The sequence below is a fragment of the Nocardioides jensenii JCM 1364 = NBRC 14755 genome, from assembly GCF_001552535.1.
GTDB lineage: Bacteria > Actinomycetota > Actinomycetes > Propionibacteriales > Nocardioidaceae > Nocardioides > Nocardioides jensenii.
This window is the reverse complement of the sequence record NZ_BCRJ01000004.1, coordinates 35072-51197: the sequence shown is the minus strand read 5'-3', so window position 1 is coordinate 51197 and position 16126 is coordinate 35072. Positions and strand designations below refer to the sequence as shown.

Genomic DNA, 16126 nt, shown 5'->3' with positions numbered 1-16126 from the left:
GAGACCATTTCTTCCTCCGAGTGGATAGGGTCGAAGACATGGCACAGGAGCAGAAGCAGCCGAAGAAGTCGACCGAGGAGACTCCGGTCGAGGAGGAGACCGTCGCGCCCGAGGTCTCCGATCGCAAGGAGCAGCTCGACGAGGACATCGATGCGATCCTCGACGAGATCGACGACGTCCTCGAGACGAATGCCGAGGACTTCGTGAAGTCCTTCATCCAGAAGGGTGGGGAGTGACCCGGTGAGCGCGCCCACCTACGGGTCCCGCCTGCCCGCGACCTTCCTGACCCCCGGCACGTCGTCGTTCGCCGACTTCATCGGTGAGCACTCCCCGGACCTGCTGCCCTCGAAGCGAACCGTGCCCCAGGGCAACGTCGGCGACCTGGCCCCGCACGGCACCACGATCGTCTCGGCGACCTTCCCCGGCGGCGTGATCATGGCCGGCGACCGTCGTGCCACGATGGGCAACATCATCGCGCAGCGCGACATCCAGAAGGTCTTCCCGGCCGACGAGTTCAGCTGCGTCGGCATCGCCGGTGCCGCCGGTCTCGCGGTCGAGATGGTGCGCCTGTTCCAGACCGAGCTCGAGCACTACGAGAAGATCGAGGGCACGACGCTCTCCATCGACGGCAAGGCCAACCGTCTCGCGGCCCTGATCCGGGCCAACCTTGGGCTGGCCATGCAGGGCCTGGCCGTCGTCCCCCTCTTCGCGGGCTATGACCTGACCGCCTCCCAGGGACGGATCTTCTCCTACGACGTCACCGGCGGTCGTTACGAGGAGACGGCGTTCCACTCGGTGGGCTCCGGGTCGATGTTCGCCCGCGGGTCGCTGAAGAAGCTCTACCGCGACGACCTCACCGAGACCGAGTGCGTGACCGCCGTCGTGCAGGCGCTGTACGACGCCGCCGACGACGACTCCGCCACCGGTGGCCCCGACGTGAGCCGTCGCATCTTCCCGGTCGTGCAGGTGATCACCGCCGACGGCGGGCGTCGCCTCGCCGACGACGAGGTCGCCGCGATCGCGGACCAGGTGATCGCCGGCCGCCTCCAGCGTCCCGACGGCCCCGCCGCCTCACTGGTCTGACCCGAGCCAAGGATTTCTCACATGAGCATGCCGTACTACGTCTCACCCGAGCAGCTGATGAAGGACCGCGCCGACTTCGCGCGCAAGGGCATTGCCCGTGGCCGGTCCGTGGTCGTCGTCCAGTTCGCCGACGGTGTCCTGTTCGTCTCGGAGAACCCCTCCCAGGCGCTGCACAAGGTGTCCGAGATCTATGACCGGATCGCGTTCGCGGCGGTCGGTCGCTACAACGAGTTCGAGAACCTCCGCATCGCCGGTGTCCGCCTGGCCGACATGCGGGGCTACGCCTATGACCGACGCGACGTCACCGGGCGTGGTCTGGCCAACGCCTACGCGCAGACCCTCGGCACGATCTTCTCCAGCGGGGGAGAGAAGCCCTACGAGGTGGAGCTGTTCGTCGCCGAGATCGGTGACGAAGCAGCCGACGACCAGATCTACCGGCTCACCTACGACGGTCAGGTCGCCGACGAGCACGGGTACGCCGTGATGGGTGGCGCGGCCGACCAGGTGGCGTCGTACCTCAAGGGCAACTACGCCGACGGTGCCTCGCTGGACGAGGCGATCAAGCTGGCCGTCTCCGCGCTCGGTCACTCCGACACCGACGACCGGGTGATCGCGGCCGACCACCTCGAGGTCGCCGTCCTCGACCGCACCCGCACCCAGCCGCGCAAGTTCCGCCGGATCCGTCCCGAGGCACTCGACGGCATCCTGGGCGAGCGCGGACCCGAGACCCCGGACGAGCCCGAGGCCGAGGACACCCAGGCCGGCGCTGCGCCGACGGTGCCGACCGGGCCCGACAACCCCACCGACCCCACCGACACGGTGAGCGGCTCCACGCCGCCGCTGGAGGACCCGGTCACCGGTGAGCCGGCCTCCGGGGAACCGGCGTCCGGTGAGCCGCCCACGGCACCCCCGACCGCGCCTCCCACGCCGCCCGCCCCGGGTGGCGAACCGCCCATCGCGCCCTGACCCACGACTTGTTGATCTTCGTCCGTCGAGTTGTTGATGTTCGTCGGTCGAGTCTGCCCCTGACGATCGCGCGCAAAGCAGGCCCGGAACACCCGCGGCACCAGGGAATGCTTCACCGCTCATCGCTTCCCCAGCGCAGCGGCGAGGAGCGCTTGACGCACCTCTTGGACGTCTCGCGGAACGGGTAACGGTCAACCTCCCACCGGGATGCCCATGCTGTGACTAGTGTTGGGCCATGGACCGCCGGATCTTCGGAATCGAGAACGAGTACGGCGTCACGTGCACGTTCAAGGGACAGCGTCGACTCAGCCCCGACGAGGTGGCCCGCTACCTCTTCCGCAAGGTCGTCTCGTGGGGGCGCAGCAGCAACGTGTTCCTGCGCAACGGTGCCCGCCTCTACCTCGACGTGGGCAGTCACCCCGAGTACGCCACGCCCGAGTGCGACGACATCAACGAGCTGGTCACCCACGACAAGGCGGGGGAGCGCACCCTCGAGGGTCTGCTGGTCGACGCCGAGCGACGCCTGCACGACGAGGGCATCGCCGGCGACATCTACTTGTTCAAGAACAACACCGACTCCGCCGGCAACTCCTACGGGTGCCACGAGAACTACCTCGTCGGGCGGGCCGGTGAGTTCAGCCGTCTGGCCGACATCCTGATCCCGTTCCTGGTCACCCGCCAGATCGTGGTCGGCGCCGGCAAGATCATCCAGACCCCGCGCGGTGCGTCGTACTCCGTGAGCCAGCGGGCCGAGCACATCTGGGAGGGAGTCTCCAGCGCCACCACCCGCAGCCGGCCGATCATCAACACCCGCGACGAACCGCACGCGGACGCGGAGAAGTACCGCCGGCTGCACGTGATCGTCGGTGACTCGAACATGAGCGAGACCACGACTCTCCTGAAGGTCGCCAGCTGTGATCTGGTGCTGCGGATGATCGAGGAGGGGGTCGTGATGCGCGACCTCACCATGGAGAACCCGATCCGGGCGATCCGGGAGATCTCCCACGACATGACCGGACGCCAGAAGATCCGGCTGGCCAACGGCCGTGAGGCCAGCGCGCTGGAGATCCAGCTCGAGTACTTCACCCGGGCCCGCGACTTCGTCGACCGCCGTGAGCTGCGTACGCCGGTCATCGACCAGGCCCTCGACCTGTGGGAGCGCGGACTGAAGGCCATCGAGTCGGGTGACCTCGACTCGGTCGACCGAGAGATCGACTGGGTGATCAAGTGGAAGCTGATCGAGCGTTACCGCGCCAAGCACGGCCTTCCGCTCGGGCACGCCCGCATCGCCCAGCTCGACCTCGCCTACCACGACATCCACCGCAACCGCGGGCTCTACTACCTGCTCGAGAAGCGCGGCGCCGTGGCGCGGGTCACCGACGACCTCAAGATCTTCGAGGCCAAGTCCGTGCCCCCACAGAACACTCGCGCCCGCCTGCGGGGTGAGTTCATCAAGAAGGCCCAGGAGCGTCGACGCGACTTCACCGTCGACTGGGTGCACCTCAAGCTGAACGACCAGGCCCAGCGCACCGTCCTCTGCAAGGACCCGTTCCGCTCCGCCGACGAACGGGTGCAGCGACTCATCGACGGGATGTGAGGAAGCCCTGGCCCCTGCGGCTAGGCTGTGCCGCGCTGCTGTTCCCCGATCCGAAGGTGAATCCCTTGCGTCGCGTCCTCGTGCTCCTGGGCACCCTCCTCCTGCTCCTCACCGGCCTCTCCGCATGCGGAGAGGACTCCGGGTCCTCCAGCTCTGAGAAGGACTCCGGAACGGTCACGGTCGCCGGCACGTTCGGCGCCGAGCCGAAGGTGACGTTCGAGGGCGACTACCAGCGCTCGACCACCAAGGCCACGGTGCTCACCGAGGGCAAGGGCGAGGCCGTCGCCACCGGCGACACGGTCGTCGCGAACCTCTACATCGCCAACGGCTTCAACGGCGAGCAGGCGGCCAGCACCTGGGACGAGGGTGGCGCCACGCTCATCGGCATCACCGACAGCACCGTCCCCGGTATCCGCGACGCCATCGTCGGTCAGTCGGTCGGCTCCCGGGTGCAGGTCGAGGCGGCCCCGAAGGACGCCTTCGGCGACGGAGGCAACGAGGGCATCGCCATCGCCCCGGGCGACCCGGTGGTGTTCGTGGTCGACATCGTCAGCAAGCTCGCCGACCCGATCTCCAGCAAGGCGAGCGACCAGAAGCCCGGCCAGCCCAAGATCGTGCAGAAGGACGACCAGGTCACCGGGTTCGACTTCACCGGCACCGCCAAGAAGGCACCCACGACGACTCAGGCCTTCACCATCATCCAGGGTGACGGCCCCAAGATCACCAAGAACTCGAAGCTGGCCGTTCGCTACCTCGGCCAGGTGTGGGGTGGCAAGAAGCCGTTCGACGAGAACTACTCCAAGGACCTCCAGCCGTTGGCCCTGGCCGACACCGTCGCGGGGTGGCGCAAGATGCTGCCCGGCATGCGGATCGGCAGCCGGGTGCTGCTCTACGTCCCGCCTGCCGACGGCTACGGCGCCAAGGGCAAGGGCAAAGACATCAAGGGCACCGACACGATGGTGTTCGTGATCGACATCCTCGGGGTTGTGTGACCCGGATCCAGCGAACGGGAGGAGCCGTAGGTGACCAAGAGTGAACGACTGCTCAACCTGCTGATCCTGCTGCTGGTGCAGCGCCGGCCGTTGTCCAAGCACAAGATCCGCAGCAGCATGCCGCCGTACGCCGAGGCCGGGGACGAGGCGTTCGAGCGCATGTTCGACCGTGACAAGGACGAGCTGCGGGCACTCGGCGTGCCGGTCGAGATCGTCGCACTCGACAGCTACTTCGGGGACGAGGTCGGCTACCGGGTCAACCCGGAGACCTTCGCCCTGCCCGGGATCACCCTGACCGCCGACGAGGCCGCGGTGATCGGGCTGGCCACCCGGGTCTGGCAGCATGCCGGCCTCGCCGCCGCGACCAGCGACGCCCTGGCCAAGCTCAGTGCCGCGGGGGTGGAGGTGGACCGCAGTCGGCTTGACCTGGCCGCACCGGTCGTAGCCGTCTCCGACCCGAACTTCGATGTGCTCTGGCAGGCGTCCCTGGACCGGACCCGTGTCACCTTCGACTACCAGCGCTCCGGCTCGACCAGCCCCGCCAAGCGCCGCCTCGAGCCCTGGGGTGTCGTCTCGTCCTCCGGCCGGTGGTACGTCGTGGGCCGTGACGTCGACCGTGGCGAGCCACGACTCTTCCGGCTGTCGCGGGTGCACGGCGCGGTGAGGCGCTCGGGACGGTCGGAGGCCTACGAGGTGCCCGCGGACGTCAACCTGCGCGAGCTGACCGCGAGTCTGTCGCCCGGGCCCGCGACAGAGACCGGCACCGCCCTCGTGCGCGCCGGGGCGGCCCATGCCCTGCGTCGCTCCGCGACGTCGGTCGAGGCCGGGGTCCACGGGCCTGACGACACCGACGAGTGGGACCGACTCACCGTGGTCCACTCCTCGATCGACAACTTCGTCGACGAGGTGTTGGCCTTCGGCGCCGATGCCGTCGTCGAGTCCCCGGACGAGGCGCGTCAGCTGGCCAGGCAGCGCCTTGCCGCGGTGCCGGGGGTGATCGCGTGACCACCGGAGCCAAGGAGCAGGTGGGTCGCCTGCTCGCGCTCGTCCCGCTGATCCGGCGCGAGGGCGACATGCGGCTCGAGGACGCCGCGGCCAGGCTGGGGGTGCCTCCCGAGCAGCTCGTCGCCGACCTCCGGGTCCTGATCTACTGCGGCTGGCCCGGATGGATGCCCGGAGACCTGATCGAGGTGGACCTCGACGCCCTCGACGGCGACTCGGTGATTCGCATCCACAACGCGGACTACCTCCAGGCACCACTGCGGCTCTCGGCGGCCGAGGCCTCGGCGATCACGGTGGCCCTGCGGACCCTGCGGGAGTCGGCCGACGGGGACACCCTCGAGAGCCTGGACCGGGCCCTGGCCAAGATCGAGACCGTCGCCGAGGACGGACAGCCGGCCGCCCACGTCGACGTGCACGTGCCCCCGGGACAACGGGAGAACGCGGCCCTGCGCGGTCGTCTCGCCCAGGCGATCGCCGACGGCCGACAGGTCCGTCTGACCTACTACGTGCCCGCCCGCGACGAGAACACCGAACGCACCGTCGACCCCGTCGAGCTCGTCGACTCCCAGGGGATGGGCTATCTCCAGGCGTGGTGTCACCAGGCCGATGGCCGGCGGCTGTTCCGGCTCGACCGGATCGTGGCCGACGAGGTGCTCGAGACCGCGGTCGACGTACACCCTGATCTCGAGCCGGTCGACCTGGGTGACGGCCTGTTCCGTCCTGAGGAGGGCAGCCCCCTGGTCACCCTGCGCCTGGCCCCGCAGGCGCGCTGGGTGGCCGAGTACTACCCCGTCGAGGCGGTGCGCGAGCGACGTGGCAACCGACTCGAGATCGATCTCCGGGTGGCCGACCCGCGGTGGTTGGTGCGGCTGCTGCTGCGACTGGCGCCGTACGCCGAGGTCGTGGGGCCGCAGGAGTACGCCGACGCGTTCACGGTGGCTGCACAGCAAGCCCTCAGGCTCTACGGTGGCACCGACGCGTAGTATGTGCAGCGAACCGTTCACTAGGTAAGGGACCCCCATGTTCAGCCGAATCGGCCCGCTCGAGATCACGCTGATCCTCCTCATCGTCGTGCTGCTCTTCGGCGCCAAGAAGTTGCCAGAGCTGGCCCGCGGCACGGGCCGGGCGCTGCGCATCTTCAAGTCCGAGACCAAGGGTCTGATGACCGACGACGACGAGGACGAGGACAAGCCCGCGGCCTCGGCTCCCCCCGGTGAGCTTCCGACGCCCGAGAAGCGTCCCGAGGGCGACTCGCTGAAGTCCGAGCACCGCCCCGACACCACCAACTGACCGACCGGCGAAACCTGCTGTGTCGCTCCTCGGTGTCGTCGGCCTGTTCAGCACCCGGCCCAAGAACGGCCTCGGTGCCGACGGCCGGATGGCGATCTCCGACCACCTCCGTGAGCTGCGGGCCCGCATTCTGCGGGTGACCGTGGTGCTCGTGATCGCGATCTCGGTCGCCCTGTTCTTCTTCGACCAGATCTTCCAGCTGATCCTCGGTCCCTACGAGGACGCCCAGAAGGCGCTCGGTGAGGACGTGGCCACCACGGCGACGATCAACGGCGCCGGCGGACCGTTGATGCTGCACCTCAAGCTCTGCGGACTGGCTGGGGTGGTGGTGACCAGTCCCTACTGGCTCTACCAGATCTGGGCGTTCATCCTCCCGGGCCTGCACGCCGGCGAACGCAAGTGGTCGCGGGTCTTCGCCGCCATCGCCGGCCCGCTGTTCCTGGTCGGCGCCTACATCGGCTACCTCACCCTGCCCAAGGGGCTGGAGGTGCTGATCTCCTTCACCCCGGCCGACCTGACGAACCTGATCGAGTTCAGTGACTACCTCACGTTCCTGACCCGCACCCTGCTGGTCTTCGGGATCGCGTTCGAGATCCCGGTCTTCGTGATCCTGCTGAACCTGGCCGGCATCGTGAAGGGCAAGGCGCTGGGTGACCATCGGCCGTGGATCGTGATCGGCACGTTCGTCTTCGCCGCGGTCGCGACACCGTCGACCGACCCGTTCTCGATGCTGTTCCTCGCGATTCCGATGGTGCTGCTGTTCGCGATCTCCGAGGTGATCTGCCGGATCCTCGACACCCGCAAGCGCAAGGCCGACCCGTCACATGGCATCGGCGACGACGAGATGTCGCCCTTGTGAGCCCTGGCCCACTGGCGCCCCTGGACGCCTTCGACCTGCCCGACTGGCTGGGGGTCGAGGAGGTCACCTGGCACGTCGAGTCCGCGGCCGGGCGGCTCACCGGTCACCTCGTCCACGGACGTCTGACCGCTCTCGAAGGCAGCGAGTCCTGCGAGCTGGCCTGCGACCTCCTGGGTATCGACCAGGCCTGGCCGGAGCCGGTCACCGACGACGCGACCCGGGTCCGAGCACACCAGGCCTGGCGCAACGGTGAGGTCCTGCTGGTCGAGCACGAGGCCCGTCTGACGCTGGCCGTGCCGGGCATCGGCTTCACCGCCGACCGCATCCTCACCTCCCTGGCCCGTCTCGCGAAGGCAGTGGGGGGCCGACCTGAACGGTTCGTCGCCGCGATGCGGCTCGGTGTGGTCGACGACCACGGATAGCGGAGACCCGCCCTATAGGGTCGGCTTCGTGCCCACACGACCTCGCGAGATCGCCTTTCTCGTCAATCCCACGGCAGGCAGGGGAAAGGGTGCCCGGTACGCCGCCCGCGCGGTGCCCCGGCTGCGCGACGCCGGGTTCGACGTACGGGTCCTGCAGGGCAGCACCGCGGAGGAGGCGACCACTCTGGCCCGCGCCGCGGTGGCCGAGGGGTGCCACGCGCTGGTCGCCTGTGGCGGCGACGGACTGGTCCACCTGGCGGTGCAGGCGCTTGCCGGCACGGACACGCCGCTGGGCATCATCCCGGCCGGCACCGGCAACGACGTGGCGCGCTACCTCGACATCTCGCGCACCGACCCCCTGGCGGCCGCGGACACCGTGGTCGCCTCGCGTCGCCGGCGGATGGACCTGGCCCGATCAGGGGACCGCTGGTTCGTGACCGTGCTCGCCGCGGGCTTCGACGCCATCGTCAACGAGCGCGCCAACGAGATGACCTGGCCCCGAGAACAGATGCGCTACAACCTGGCCACGCTCGCGGAGCTGCGGACGTTCCGGCCCCTGCACTACACGCTCGAACTCGACGGTGAGATCCGCACCGTCGATGCGATGCTCGTGGCGGTCGGCAACGGGCCCTCGTTCGGCGGTGGACTGCGGATCACCGAGGGCGCCCTGCTGGACGACGGCCTGCTCGACGTGGTCATCATCAAGGCAATGTCGCGTCCCGAGCTGATCCGCACCTACCCCAAGCTGTTCTCGGGCACGCATGTCTCGCACCCGGCCTACGAGCACCATCGGGTCCGTCGGGTGACCGTGGCCACGCCCGGCATCGTCGGCTACGCCGACGGCGAGCGCTTCGGTGCCCTACCCCTGACCGTCGAGTGCGCCCCGCTGGCGCTGGAGGTTCTGCTGTGACCGACCACCCGTCCCTGCGCGAGTTCTCCACGCTCTACGACTTCCCGCTCGATGACTTCCAGGTGCGGGCCTGTCGCGAGGTCGAGGAGGGCAAGGGCGTCCTCGTCGCCGCTCCGACCGGCTCCGGCAAGACGATCGTCGGCGAGTTCGCCGTGCACCTCGCTGTCCAGTCCGGCCGCAAGTGCTTCTACACCACCCCGATCAAGGCGTTGAGCAACCAGAAGTACGCCGACCTGGTCAGGCGGTACGGCGCGGACAAGGTCGGCCTGCTCACCGGTGACAACACCATCAACGGTGAGGCACCGGTCGTGGTGATGACCACCGAGGTGCTGCGCAACATGCTCTACGCCGGCTCACGGACGCTGACCGGCCTCGGCTTCGTGGTGATGGACGAGGTGCACTACCTGGCCGACCGGTCCCGCGGTGCGGTGTGGGAAGAGGTGATCATCCACCTGCCCGAGAGCGTCGCCGTCATCTCGCTGAGCGCGACCGTCTCCAACGCCGAGGAGTTCGGCGAGTGGCTGGCCACCGTGCGCGGCGAGGTCACCACCATCGTGGAGGAGAAGCGGCCGGTTCCACTGTTCCAGCACGTGATGGTCGGCAAGCAGCTGCACGACCTCTTCGCCGACGAGGAAGAGCTCGCCCAGGCCGGGTTCGCCCAGGAGGGCGCGAAGGTCAACCCGCACCTGCTCCGGGTCGCGCGCGACGACTGGGCGGCCACCCGGTTCAAGGACCGGCGGGACAAGAAGGGAAACCGGGGCCGCGGCTCACGCCCCCAGGGGCGACGGCTCTACCAGCCGACCCGGTTCGACGTGGTGTCCCGACTCGACGCCGAGGGGCTGCTGCCGGCGATCGTGTTCATCTTCAGCCGGGTCGGCTGCGATGCCGCGGTGCAGCAGTGCCTCGATGCCAACCTGAGGCTGACCACCCCCGAGGAGCGCGACGAGATCTACGCCTTCGTCGAGGAACAGTGTCGTGACCTGCCCGACGACGACCTCGAGGTGCTCGGCTACCACGAGTTCCTCGACGGGCTCACCCGTGGCGTCGCGGCCCACCACGCCGGCATGCTGCCGCGCTTCAAGCAGTGCGTCGAAGAGCTCTACCTGCGCGGGCTGTGCCGCGTCGTGTTCGCCACGGAGACCCTCGCGCTGGGCATCAACATGCCCGCGCGCACCGTCGTCCTCGAGAAGCTCTCGAAGTGGAACGGTGAGGCGCACGTCGACCTTACGCCGGGGGAGTACACCCAGCTCACCGGCCGGGCCGGCCGCCGCGGTCTCGACGTCGAGGGCCATGGGGTCGTGCTCTGGCAGCAGGGGATGAACCCCGGTGAGGTCGCCGGGCTCGCCTCCACCCGCACCTATCCGTTGCGCTCCTCCTTCCGGCCGTCGTACAACATGGCGGTCAACCTGGTCCACCAGTTCGGCCGGGAGCGCTCGCGCCAGCTGCTCGAGTCGTCGTTCGCCCAGTTCCAGGCGGACAAGGCGGTGGTCGGGCTGGCCCGCAAGCTGCGCAAGAGTGAGGACGCGTTGGCCGGCTACGCCGACGCCGCCCAGTGTGACCGCGGGGACTTCATGGAGTACGCCGCCCTGCGCCGCAAGGTCTCCGACGTCGAGAAGGGGGCCGCCAAGGCGCGTCGCCGCGACGAGCGTGACGACGTGATCAACTCACTGGTCCGGCTCAAGGTCGGCGACGTGATCCTGGTGCCGAACGGCAAGTTCGCCGGCTACGCCGTGGTCACCGACCCGGGACTCTCGCACGACGAGCCCCGGCCGTCGGTGGTGACCGCCGGGGGCCAGTCCCGCCGGCTGGCGATGATCGACTTCACCACCCCGGTCGAGGCGCTCGACAAGGTTCGGGTGCCACGCAACTTCAACGGTCGCAACCCGCAGATGCGTCGCGACCTGACCTCGACCCTGCGGCACCGCACCCACAAGTTCGCGCCCCCGCCGCCGTCCCGGCGCTCCTCCCGATCCTCTCGGGCGGACGCCACGGCGTTGTCGGGCGTGGAGGCGGAGGTTGCGGCGCTGCGGCAGCGGATGCGCGAGCATCCGTGCCACGACTGTCCCGACCGTGAGGACCACGCTCGGTGGGGAGAGCGTTGGTTCAAGCTGCAGCAGGAGGCAACCACGCTCAAGCGGCGGGTGGAGTCCCGCACCAACACGATCGCCCGCCAGTTCGACCGGGTCTGCGACGTCCTCACCGCGATGGAGTACCTGGACGGCGACAGCGTGACCGAGCGCGGCGTCCACCTGCAGCGGATCTACTCCGACATGGACCTGGTGGCCGCCGAGGCGATCCGCACCGGACTGTGGAACGAGCTCGACGCCTCCGAGCTGGCGGCGGTGCTCTCCGCACTGGCGTTCGAGGCCCGGCGTCCCGACGACGCCCGCTCGCCCAAGATGCCCAGTGGGCGGATCCGGGACTCCTTGCGCGACCTGGTCCACCTGTGGAGCGACCTCGACGAGTTGGAGCGAAGCAACAAGCTCGACTTCCTCCGCGAGCCCGACATCGGCTTCGCCTGGGCGGCGTACCGCTGGGCCGAGGGCGACGCCCTCGACGACGTGCTCGGCGGCATCGACCTGGCCGCCGGTGACTTCGTGAGGGTGATGAAGCAGCTGCTCGACCTTGCGGTGCAGGTCGGGCACGCCTCGGCCGGTACGCCGCTGCGTGCGGTGGCCCTGGAGGCGGCCGACCGCCTCCGCAGGGGTGTCGTGTCCTACTCCTCCGTCGCGGAGTGACCCGACCGCCTAGCGCGCGGCTCGCCCCAGAGCCCATCCGTGCACGGCGCGTGATCCGATCAGGAACACGCCCAGCACCAGCGTGGCCACGACGATGAACGAGAACGCGGTGCCGTCGCCGGTGACCACGCGGAGCAGCATCCCGACGACCACGGCACTGATCACCACCGTGATGCCAGACCCGATGTCGGTGGCCTCGCGCCTGCCGAGCTGACGAATCAGCAGCCAGCCGACCAGTACGCCGGTCAGGAACGGCCACGCGGTGTCGAGGACCCCCAGGACCACGTTGCCCTTGTCGTGCTCCGCACGGCCGATCGCAGCGAAGACGACGACCAGCACGAGGTCGAGGGCCAGGACGGTGAGGGCACGACGCGACATGACCGCCAACCTACCCGGGTCCTTCCGTCTGCCGGCCCGGGGTGGATCCAGCCTCAGCCCTGCAGTGCCTCGACCAGTCGGACGGCCGAGCTGCCCAGGTCCCACTGCTGGTCGAGCTCGACGACCCGCTCGGGGTCGGCCGGCGTACGCGGCATGGTGAGGTCGAGCTCGCCCAGGTCGAGGTCGCGGCGTACGGCGACCACGGTCGGTGCGACCGTCAGGTAGTCGGCGGCGTCCTTGATCTTGCCGCGGGGCCCGGGGCCCATGTCGGCCTCCGGATCCTGGGCAGCGGCCACGATTGTCTTGATGTCGACAAACCGACCGAGCAGGGTGGCCGCCGTCTTCTCCCCGACGCCCTTCACCCCCGGGAGCCCGTCGGAGGCGTCGCCGCGCAGCGTCGCGAAGTCGGCGTACTGCGTGGCGTCCACGCCGTACTTGTCACGCACCCAGGCGTTGTCGACGCGCTCGTGGCGCCCGACACCGCGCGCGGTGTAGAGGACCCGCACCTCAGCGGCGTCGTCGACCAGTTGGAAGAGGTCGCGGTCGCCGGTGACGATGTCGACCGGCATGCCGGCTCCGGTGGCCAGGGTCCCGATCACGTCGTCGGCCTCCATCTCGTCGGCGCCCACGACCGCGATGCCGAACGCCTCGAGCACGGCGAGGATGATCGGGATCTGCACCTGCAGCGGGTCGGGGACCTCCTCGACGTCGGGGTCGGCACCGGCCACCTCCTCGACCACGCGATGTGCCTTGTACGTCGGGATCAGGTCGACCCGCCACTGCGGCCGCCAGTCGTTGTCCCAGCAGCAGACGAGATGGGTCGGCTGGTACTCGGTGACCAGCCGGCTGATGAAGTCCATCAACCCACGCACGGCATTGACCGGGGTGCCGTCGGGCGCCTTCATCGAGTCGGGAACGCCGAAGAAGGCCCGGAAGTAGAGGCTCGCGGTGTCGAGGAGCATCAGTCGCTGGATGGTCACGGCGGACAGTCTGTCACTTCGCTACGCTGCCTGCGTGGAAGAAACCGATCGGGCCATCCTCACCCTGCTGGCGACCGACGGCCGGATGTCCTTCACCGACCTCGGGAAGGCAACCGGCCTGTCGACGTCGGCCGTGCACCAAAGGGTCAAGCGACTGGAGTCGCGGGGTCTGATCAAGGGCTACGGAGCCACGATCGACCACGACCAGACCGGCCTGCCCCTGACGGCATTCATCTCGATCACCCCGATCGACCCGTCGCAGCCGGACGATTACCCGGAGCGCCTCGCCGACATCTCGCACATCGAGTCGTGCTGGTCGGTGGCGGGGGAGGAGTCCTACATCCTCAAGGTCCGGGTGGCCACGCCGGGCGACCTCGAGGAGCTGTTGGCCCGGATCCGGGGAGCCGCCAACGTGTCGACGAGGACCACGATCGTGCTCTCCACGCCCTACGAGAACCGCCCGGTCTCGAGCTGACCGCCCTCTCCGTCTGATGGTCTGTGCGGGTCTCCCCGGCGCACCGGGGAGACCCGCGTCTCAGGGTCGGGCTCACCTGCCGTCGTAGGCGGCCTGGAGCTCGGCAAGGTTGAACTTGCCCTGGGTGGACAGCATCTTCTTCATGAAGCGGGCCACCGCCTCCGGATCGCCGGTCGTGAAGTCGGTGAAGTTGCTGGGCCCCACCTGCCAGGACAGGCCGAACTTGTCCTTGAGCCAGCCGCACGGCTGCTCGGTGCCGCCCTCGACCAGGGCGTCCCAGACTCGGTCGATCTCGGCTTGGTCGGCGCACCGGACCTCCAAGGAGATCGCCTCGCTGAAGGTGAACATCGGGCCACCGTTGATGCCCACGAAGCGCTGGCCGAGCAGCTCGAACTCGACGGCCATGGCGGTGCCGTCATCGCCCATCCCGGTGGCGTCGTACCTCACGACATTGAGCACCTTGCCGTCACCGAGCGCCGCGATGTAGTGGTCGATCGCTTCCTCGGCGTTGTTGTCGAACCAGAGGTTCGTGACGATCTTCTGCATGGGAGTCCTTCCGTCGGGGGTCTCTCGGGTGGACCTCGATCAGCCCCCGGACTCATCGCTACCCAGGGAAAACGCCAACGGGTGCCATCCACAAGGATGGCACCCGTCAGAGCGTCCCCCCGGACGAACTCGTGGCTCAGTGGGCCTGCAGCGCGGCGGTACGCCGTGAGGCCTCGGCGACCTCGGCGGCCAGCAGCGCGGATTCGTCGAGATTTCCGTGCTCGGCCCACCACTGCTGGCCCTCGACCGGCAGGGTGTGGATCGGGTCGTAGTAGTGGTACTCCCGGGAGAGAGCGTCGGCGTCCTGCGCCTCGATCGAGGTGCGGTAGTTCTTGGTCCAGCCGGAGATGCCACGCACCTGGTCGTACGACGCCAGCTGGTGCACCCAGCGCTTGCCGACGAACGGCACGTCGCAGACGATGCGAGGCGTCGCGAAGCCGGGCAGGTACCCCATGATGTGGTGCTGCAGTCGCTGTGCGTCGGCCACCGAGACCCGCCAGTGCTCCGAGTACGGGATCATGTCGCACATGTAGAAGTAGTAGGGCATGATCTGCGCGCCGTCGAGCAGGCGGAAGCACAGGTCGAGCAGGGCGTGCGGGTCGGCGTTGACCCCGTTGAGCAGCACCCCTTGGTTGCGCACGTCGCGGACGCCGGTCTCGAGCATGGTCGCTGCGGCCTTGGCCACCAGCGGGGTCACGGAGTTCGCGTGGTTGACGTGGGTGTGGATCGCGATCGACACCCCGCGCGACCGGGCCAGCGTGGCGACCCGGGTCATGCCCTCGACGACGTCGTCCTGGAGCCAGTGCTGCGGGAGCCCCATCAACGCCTTGGTGGCCAGACGCACGTCGCGGATGTTCTCGATCTCGAGCAGCCGCATCAGGAAGTCCTCGAGCCGGGCCCACGGCATGTTCGCCACGTCGCCGCCCGAGACGACCACGTCACGCACGGACGGCGTACGACGCAGGTAGTCCATCATCGAGTCGAGCCGGTCGACCGGCTTCGCGGTGAACTTGAGCTTGGCGATCACCGGGGTGGAGTTGCCGACCAGGTCCATGCGGGTGCAGTGGCCGCAGTACTGCGGGCAGGTCGGGAGCAGCTCGGCCAGCACCTTGGTCGGGTAGCGGTGGGTCAGCCCCTCGGCCACCCACATGTCGTGCTCGTGCAGCGAGTCGCGGGTGGCGTGCGGGTGCGAGGGCCAGTCGGTACGCCGGTCGGAGAAGACCGGCAGCATGTAGTGGCGCACCGGGTCGGCGTAGAACGCGTCCGTCAACGACCCCGGCCCCGCCGGGTCGTCGTGCGGCGCCATCGTGTTCATCATCTGGGGCGGCACGAGCATCGACATCGTGGCCCGCTCGGACTGGTCGCGTTCCAGGTCGGCGTAGAAGCGCTCGTCGACCAGGTCGCCGAGCAGTTCGCGCAGCTGCTTGAGGTTCTTGACGCAGTGGGCACGTTGCCACTGCACGGACTCCCACTCGGCGACCGTGACGTCCTTCCACCCCGGGAACCGGGTCCAGTCGGGTTCGACGAGCTCGTCGCGGCGGTAGGGGTACGGCTGGCCGGTGAGGGTGGCGATCGAGGTCTCGATGCTCATCGGGGTCTCCTGATGGGGTACGACGACTGGGCGCGAGGCCTCACGCGTGTGATGTGTGCCTCAACCACCAGCGTAGATGGAGATTGTTCTGCGAATCAAACTTTGCACCGCAAAATCTCCTGACATGTTGTCATCTGGATGGACGGCGTGCGAGCCGAGGGGGATGCGCGGGCGGCAGGGCTGCCTCGGGGGACCGTTGGGTCGCTCCGGGAGCGGGCAGACGTGCGCCTTAGGGCACCCTCTCGGCGTGTCGCGGGAGACACGCCGAAGGCGGTGGAAATCAGTGGTGAATTCTTG

The 16126-nt window shown here is 68.8% G+C and carries 17 protein-coding genes; 13 read left to right on the top strand and 4 right to left on the bottom strand.

Annotated elements, in window-relative coordinates; translation table 11 throughout:
- Positions 1-38: 38 nt before the first annotated feature.
- From NJ4_RS02290 to NJ4_RS02235, 12 genes are all read left to right on the top strand, one after another.
- Positions 39-236: a ubiquitin-like protein Pup gene (locus tag NJ4_RS02290; protein WP_067429563.1), complete on the top strand. Its 198-nt coding sequence runs from the start codon at positions 39-41 to the stop codon at positions 234-236.
- A 4-nt stretch (positions 237-240) separates the two neighbouring features.
- Positions 241-1083: a proteasome subunit beta gene (gene prcB, locus NJ4_RS02285; protein WP_067429560.1), complete on the top strand. Its 843-nt coding sequence runs from the start codon at positions 241-243 to the stop codon at positions 1081-1083.
- A gap of 21 nt (positions 1084-1104) precedes the next feature.
- Entirely contained in the window at positions 1105-2049 is a 945-nt protein-coding gene (gene prcA / locus NJ4_RS02280) for a proteasome subunit alpha (protein WP_082748104.1), read from the top strand.
- Between the two features lie 235 nt (positions 2050-2284).
- Positions 2285-3646, top strand: a complete 1362-nt coding sequence (gene pafA / locus NJ4_RS02275; RefSeq protein ID WP_067429557.1) for a Pup--protein ligase — start codon at positions 2285-2287, stop codon at positions 3644-3646.
- A gap of 65 nt (positions 3647-3711) precedes the next feature.
- Positions 3712-4638 (top strand): FKBP-type peptidyl-prolyl cis-trans isomerase, encoded by a 927-nt coding sequence (locus tag NJ4_RS02270; RefSeq protein WP_067429554.1) that lies wholly within the window; start codon positions 3712-3714, stop codon positions 4636-4638.
- 30 nt (positions 4639-4668) lie between these two features.
- The gene (locus tag NJ4_RS02265; RefSeq protein ID WP_067429550.1) at positions 4669-5643 is read left to right on the top strand and encodes a helix-turn-helix transcriptional regulator; all 975 of its coding nucleotides are present in this window, start codon (positions 4669-4671) and stop codon (positions 5641-5643) included.
- Positions 5640-6623: a helix-turn-helix transcriptional regulator gene (locus tag NJ4_RS02260; RefSeq protein ID WP_067429547.1), complete on the top strand. Its 984-nt coding sequence runs from the start codon at positions 5640-5642 to the stop codon at positions 6621-6623. The genes NJ4_RS02265 and NJ4_RS02260 overlap by 4 nt, the downstream gene beginning before the upstream one ends.
- 37 nt (positions 6624-6660) lie before the next feature.
- Positions 6661-6930 carry a Sec-independent protein translocase subunit TatA gene (gene tatA, locus NJ4_RS02255; RefSeq protein WP_067429545.1) on the top strand — a complete coding sequence of 90 codons (270 nt, stop codon included), beginning with the start codon at positions 6661-6663 and terminating at the stop codon, positions 6928-6930.
- 19 nt (positions 6931-6949) lie between these two features.
- Complete coding sequence (gene tatC, locus NJ4_RS02250; protein ID WP_067429542.1) at positions 6950-7789, top strand: twin-arginine translocase subunit TatC; 840 nt, start codon at positions 6950-6952, stop codon at positions 7787-7789.
- Complete coding sequence (locus NJ4_RS02245) at positions 7786-8211, top strand: hypothetical protein (RefSeq protein ID WP_067429539.1); 426 nt, start codon at positions 7786-7788, stop codon at positions 8209-8211. The genes tatC and NJ4_RS02245 overlap by 4 nt, the downstream gene beginning before the upstream one ends.
- Positions 8212-8239: 28 nt before the next feature.
- Complete coding sequence (locus NJ4_RS02240) at positions 8240-9121, top strand: diacylglycerol kinase (RefSeq protein ID WP_082748102.1); 882 nt, start codon at positions 8240-8242, stop codon at positions 9119-9121.
- Positions 9118-11859, top strand: a complete 2742-nt coding sequence (locus tag NJ4_RS02235; protein WP_245644412.1) for a DEAD/DEAH box helicase — start codon at positions 9118-9120, stop codon at positions 11857-11859. The genes NJ4_RS02240 and NJ4_RS02235 overlap by 4 nt, the downstream gene beginning before the upstream one ends.
- A 9-nt stretch (positions 11860-11868) precedes the next feature.
- Here NJ4_RS02235 and NJ4_RS02230 read toward each other — a convergent pair whose 3' ends face one another.
- Together NJ4_RS02230 and NJ4_RS02225 are read right to left on the bottom strand one after the other, a co-directional pair.
- Positions 11869-12237, bottom strand: a complete 369-nt coding sequence (locus NJ4_RS02230; protein ID WP_067429530.1) for a DUF3054 domain-containing protein — start codon at positions 12235-12237, stop codon at positions 11869-11871.
- Positions 12238-12290: 53 nt separating this feature from the next.
- Complete coding sequence (locus NJ4_RS02225; protein ID WP_067429978.1) at positions 12291-13199, bottom strand: 5'-3' exonuclease; 909 nt, start codon at positions 13197-13199, stop codon at positions 12291-12293.
- Between the two features lie 52 nt (positions 13200-13251).
- Here NJ4_RS02225 and NJ4_RS02220 point away from each other — a divergent pair, with 52 nt between their 5' ends.
- A complete protein-coding gene (locus NJ4_RS02220; RefSeq protein ID WP_217996718.1) occupies positions 13252-13692 on the top strand; it encodes an Lrp/AsnC family transcriptional regulator in 441 nt (146 codons plus the stop codon).
- 72 nt (positions 13693-13764) lie between these two features.
- Here the strand turns inward: NJ4_RS02220 and NJ4_RS02215 are convergent, their stop codons facing one another.
- Together NJ4_RS02215 and NJ4_RS02210 are read right to left on the bottom strand one after the other, a co-directional pair.
- Positions 13765-14238, bottom strand: coding sequence for a VOC family protein (locus NJ4_RS02215; protein ID WP_067429524.1), 474 nt, complete (start codon positions 14236-14238; stop codon positions 13765-13767).
- A 136-nt stretch (positions 14239-14374) separates the two neighbouring features.
- Complete coding sequence (locus NJ4_RS02210) at positions 14375-15829, bottom strand: KamA family radical SAM protein (RefSeq protein ID WP_067429521.1); 1455 nt, start codon at positions 15827-15829, stop codon at positions 14375-14377.
- Between the last annotated feature and the right edge of the window lie 297 nt (positions 15830-16126).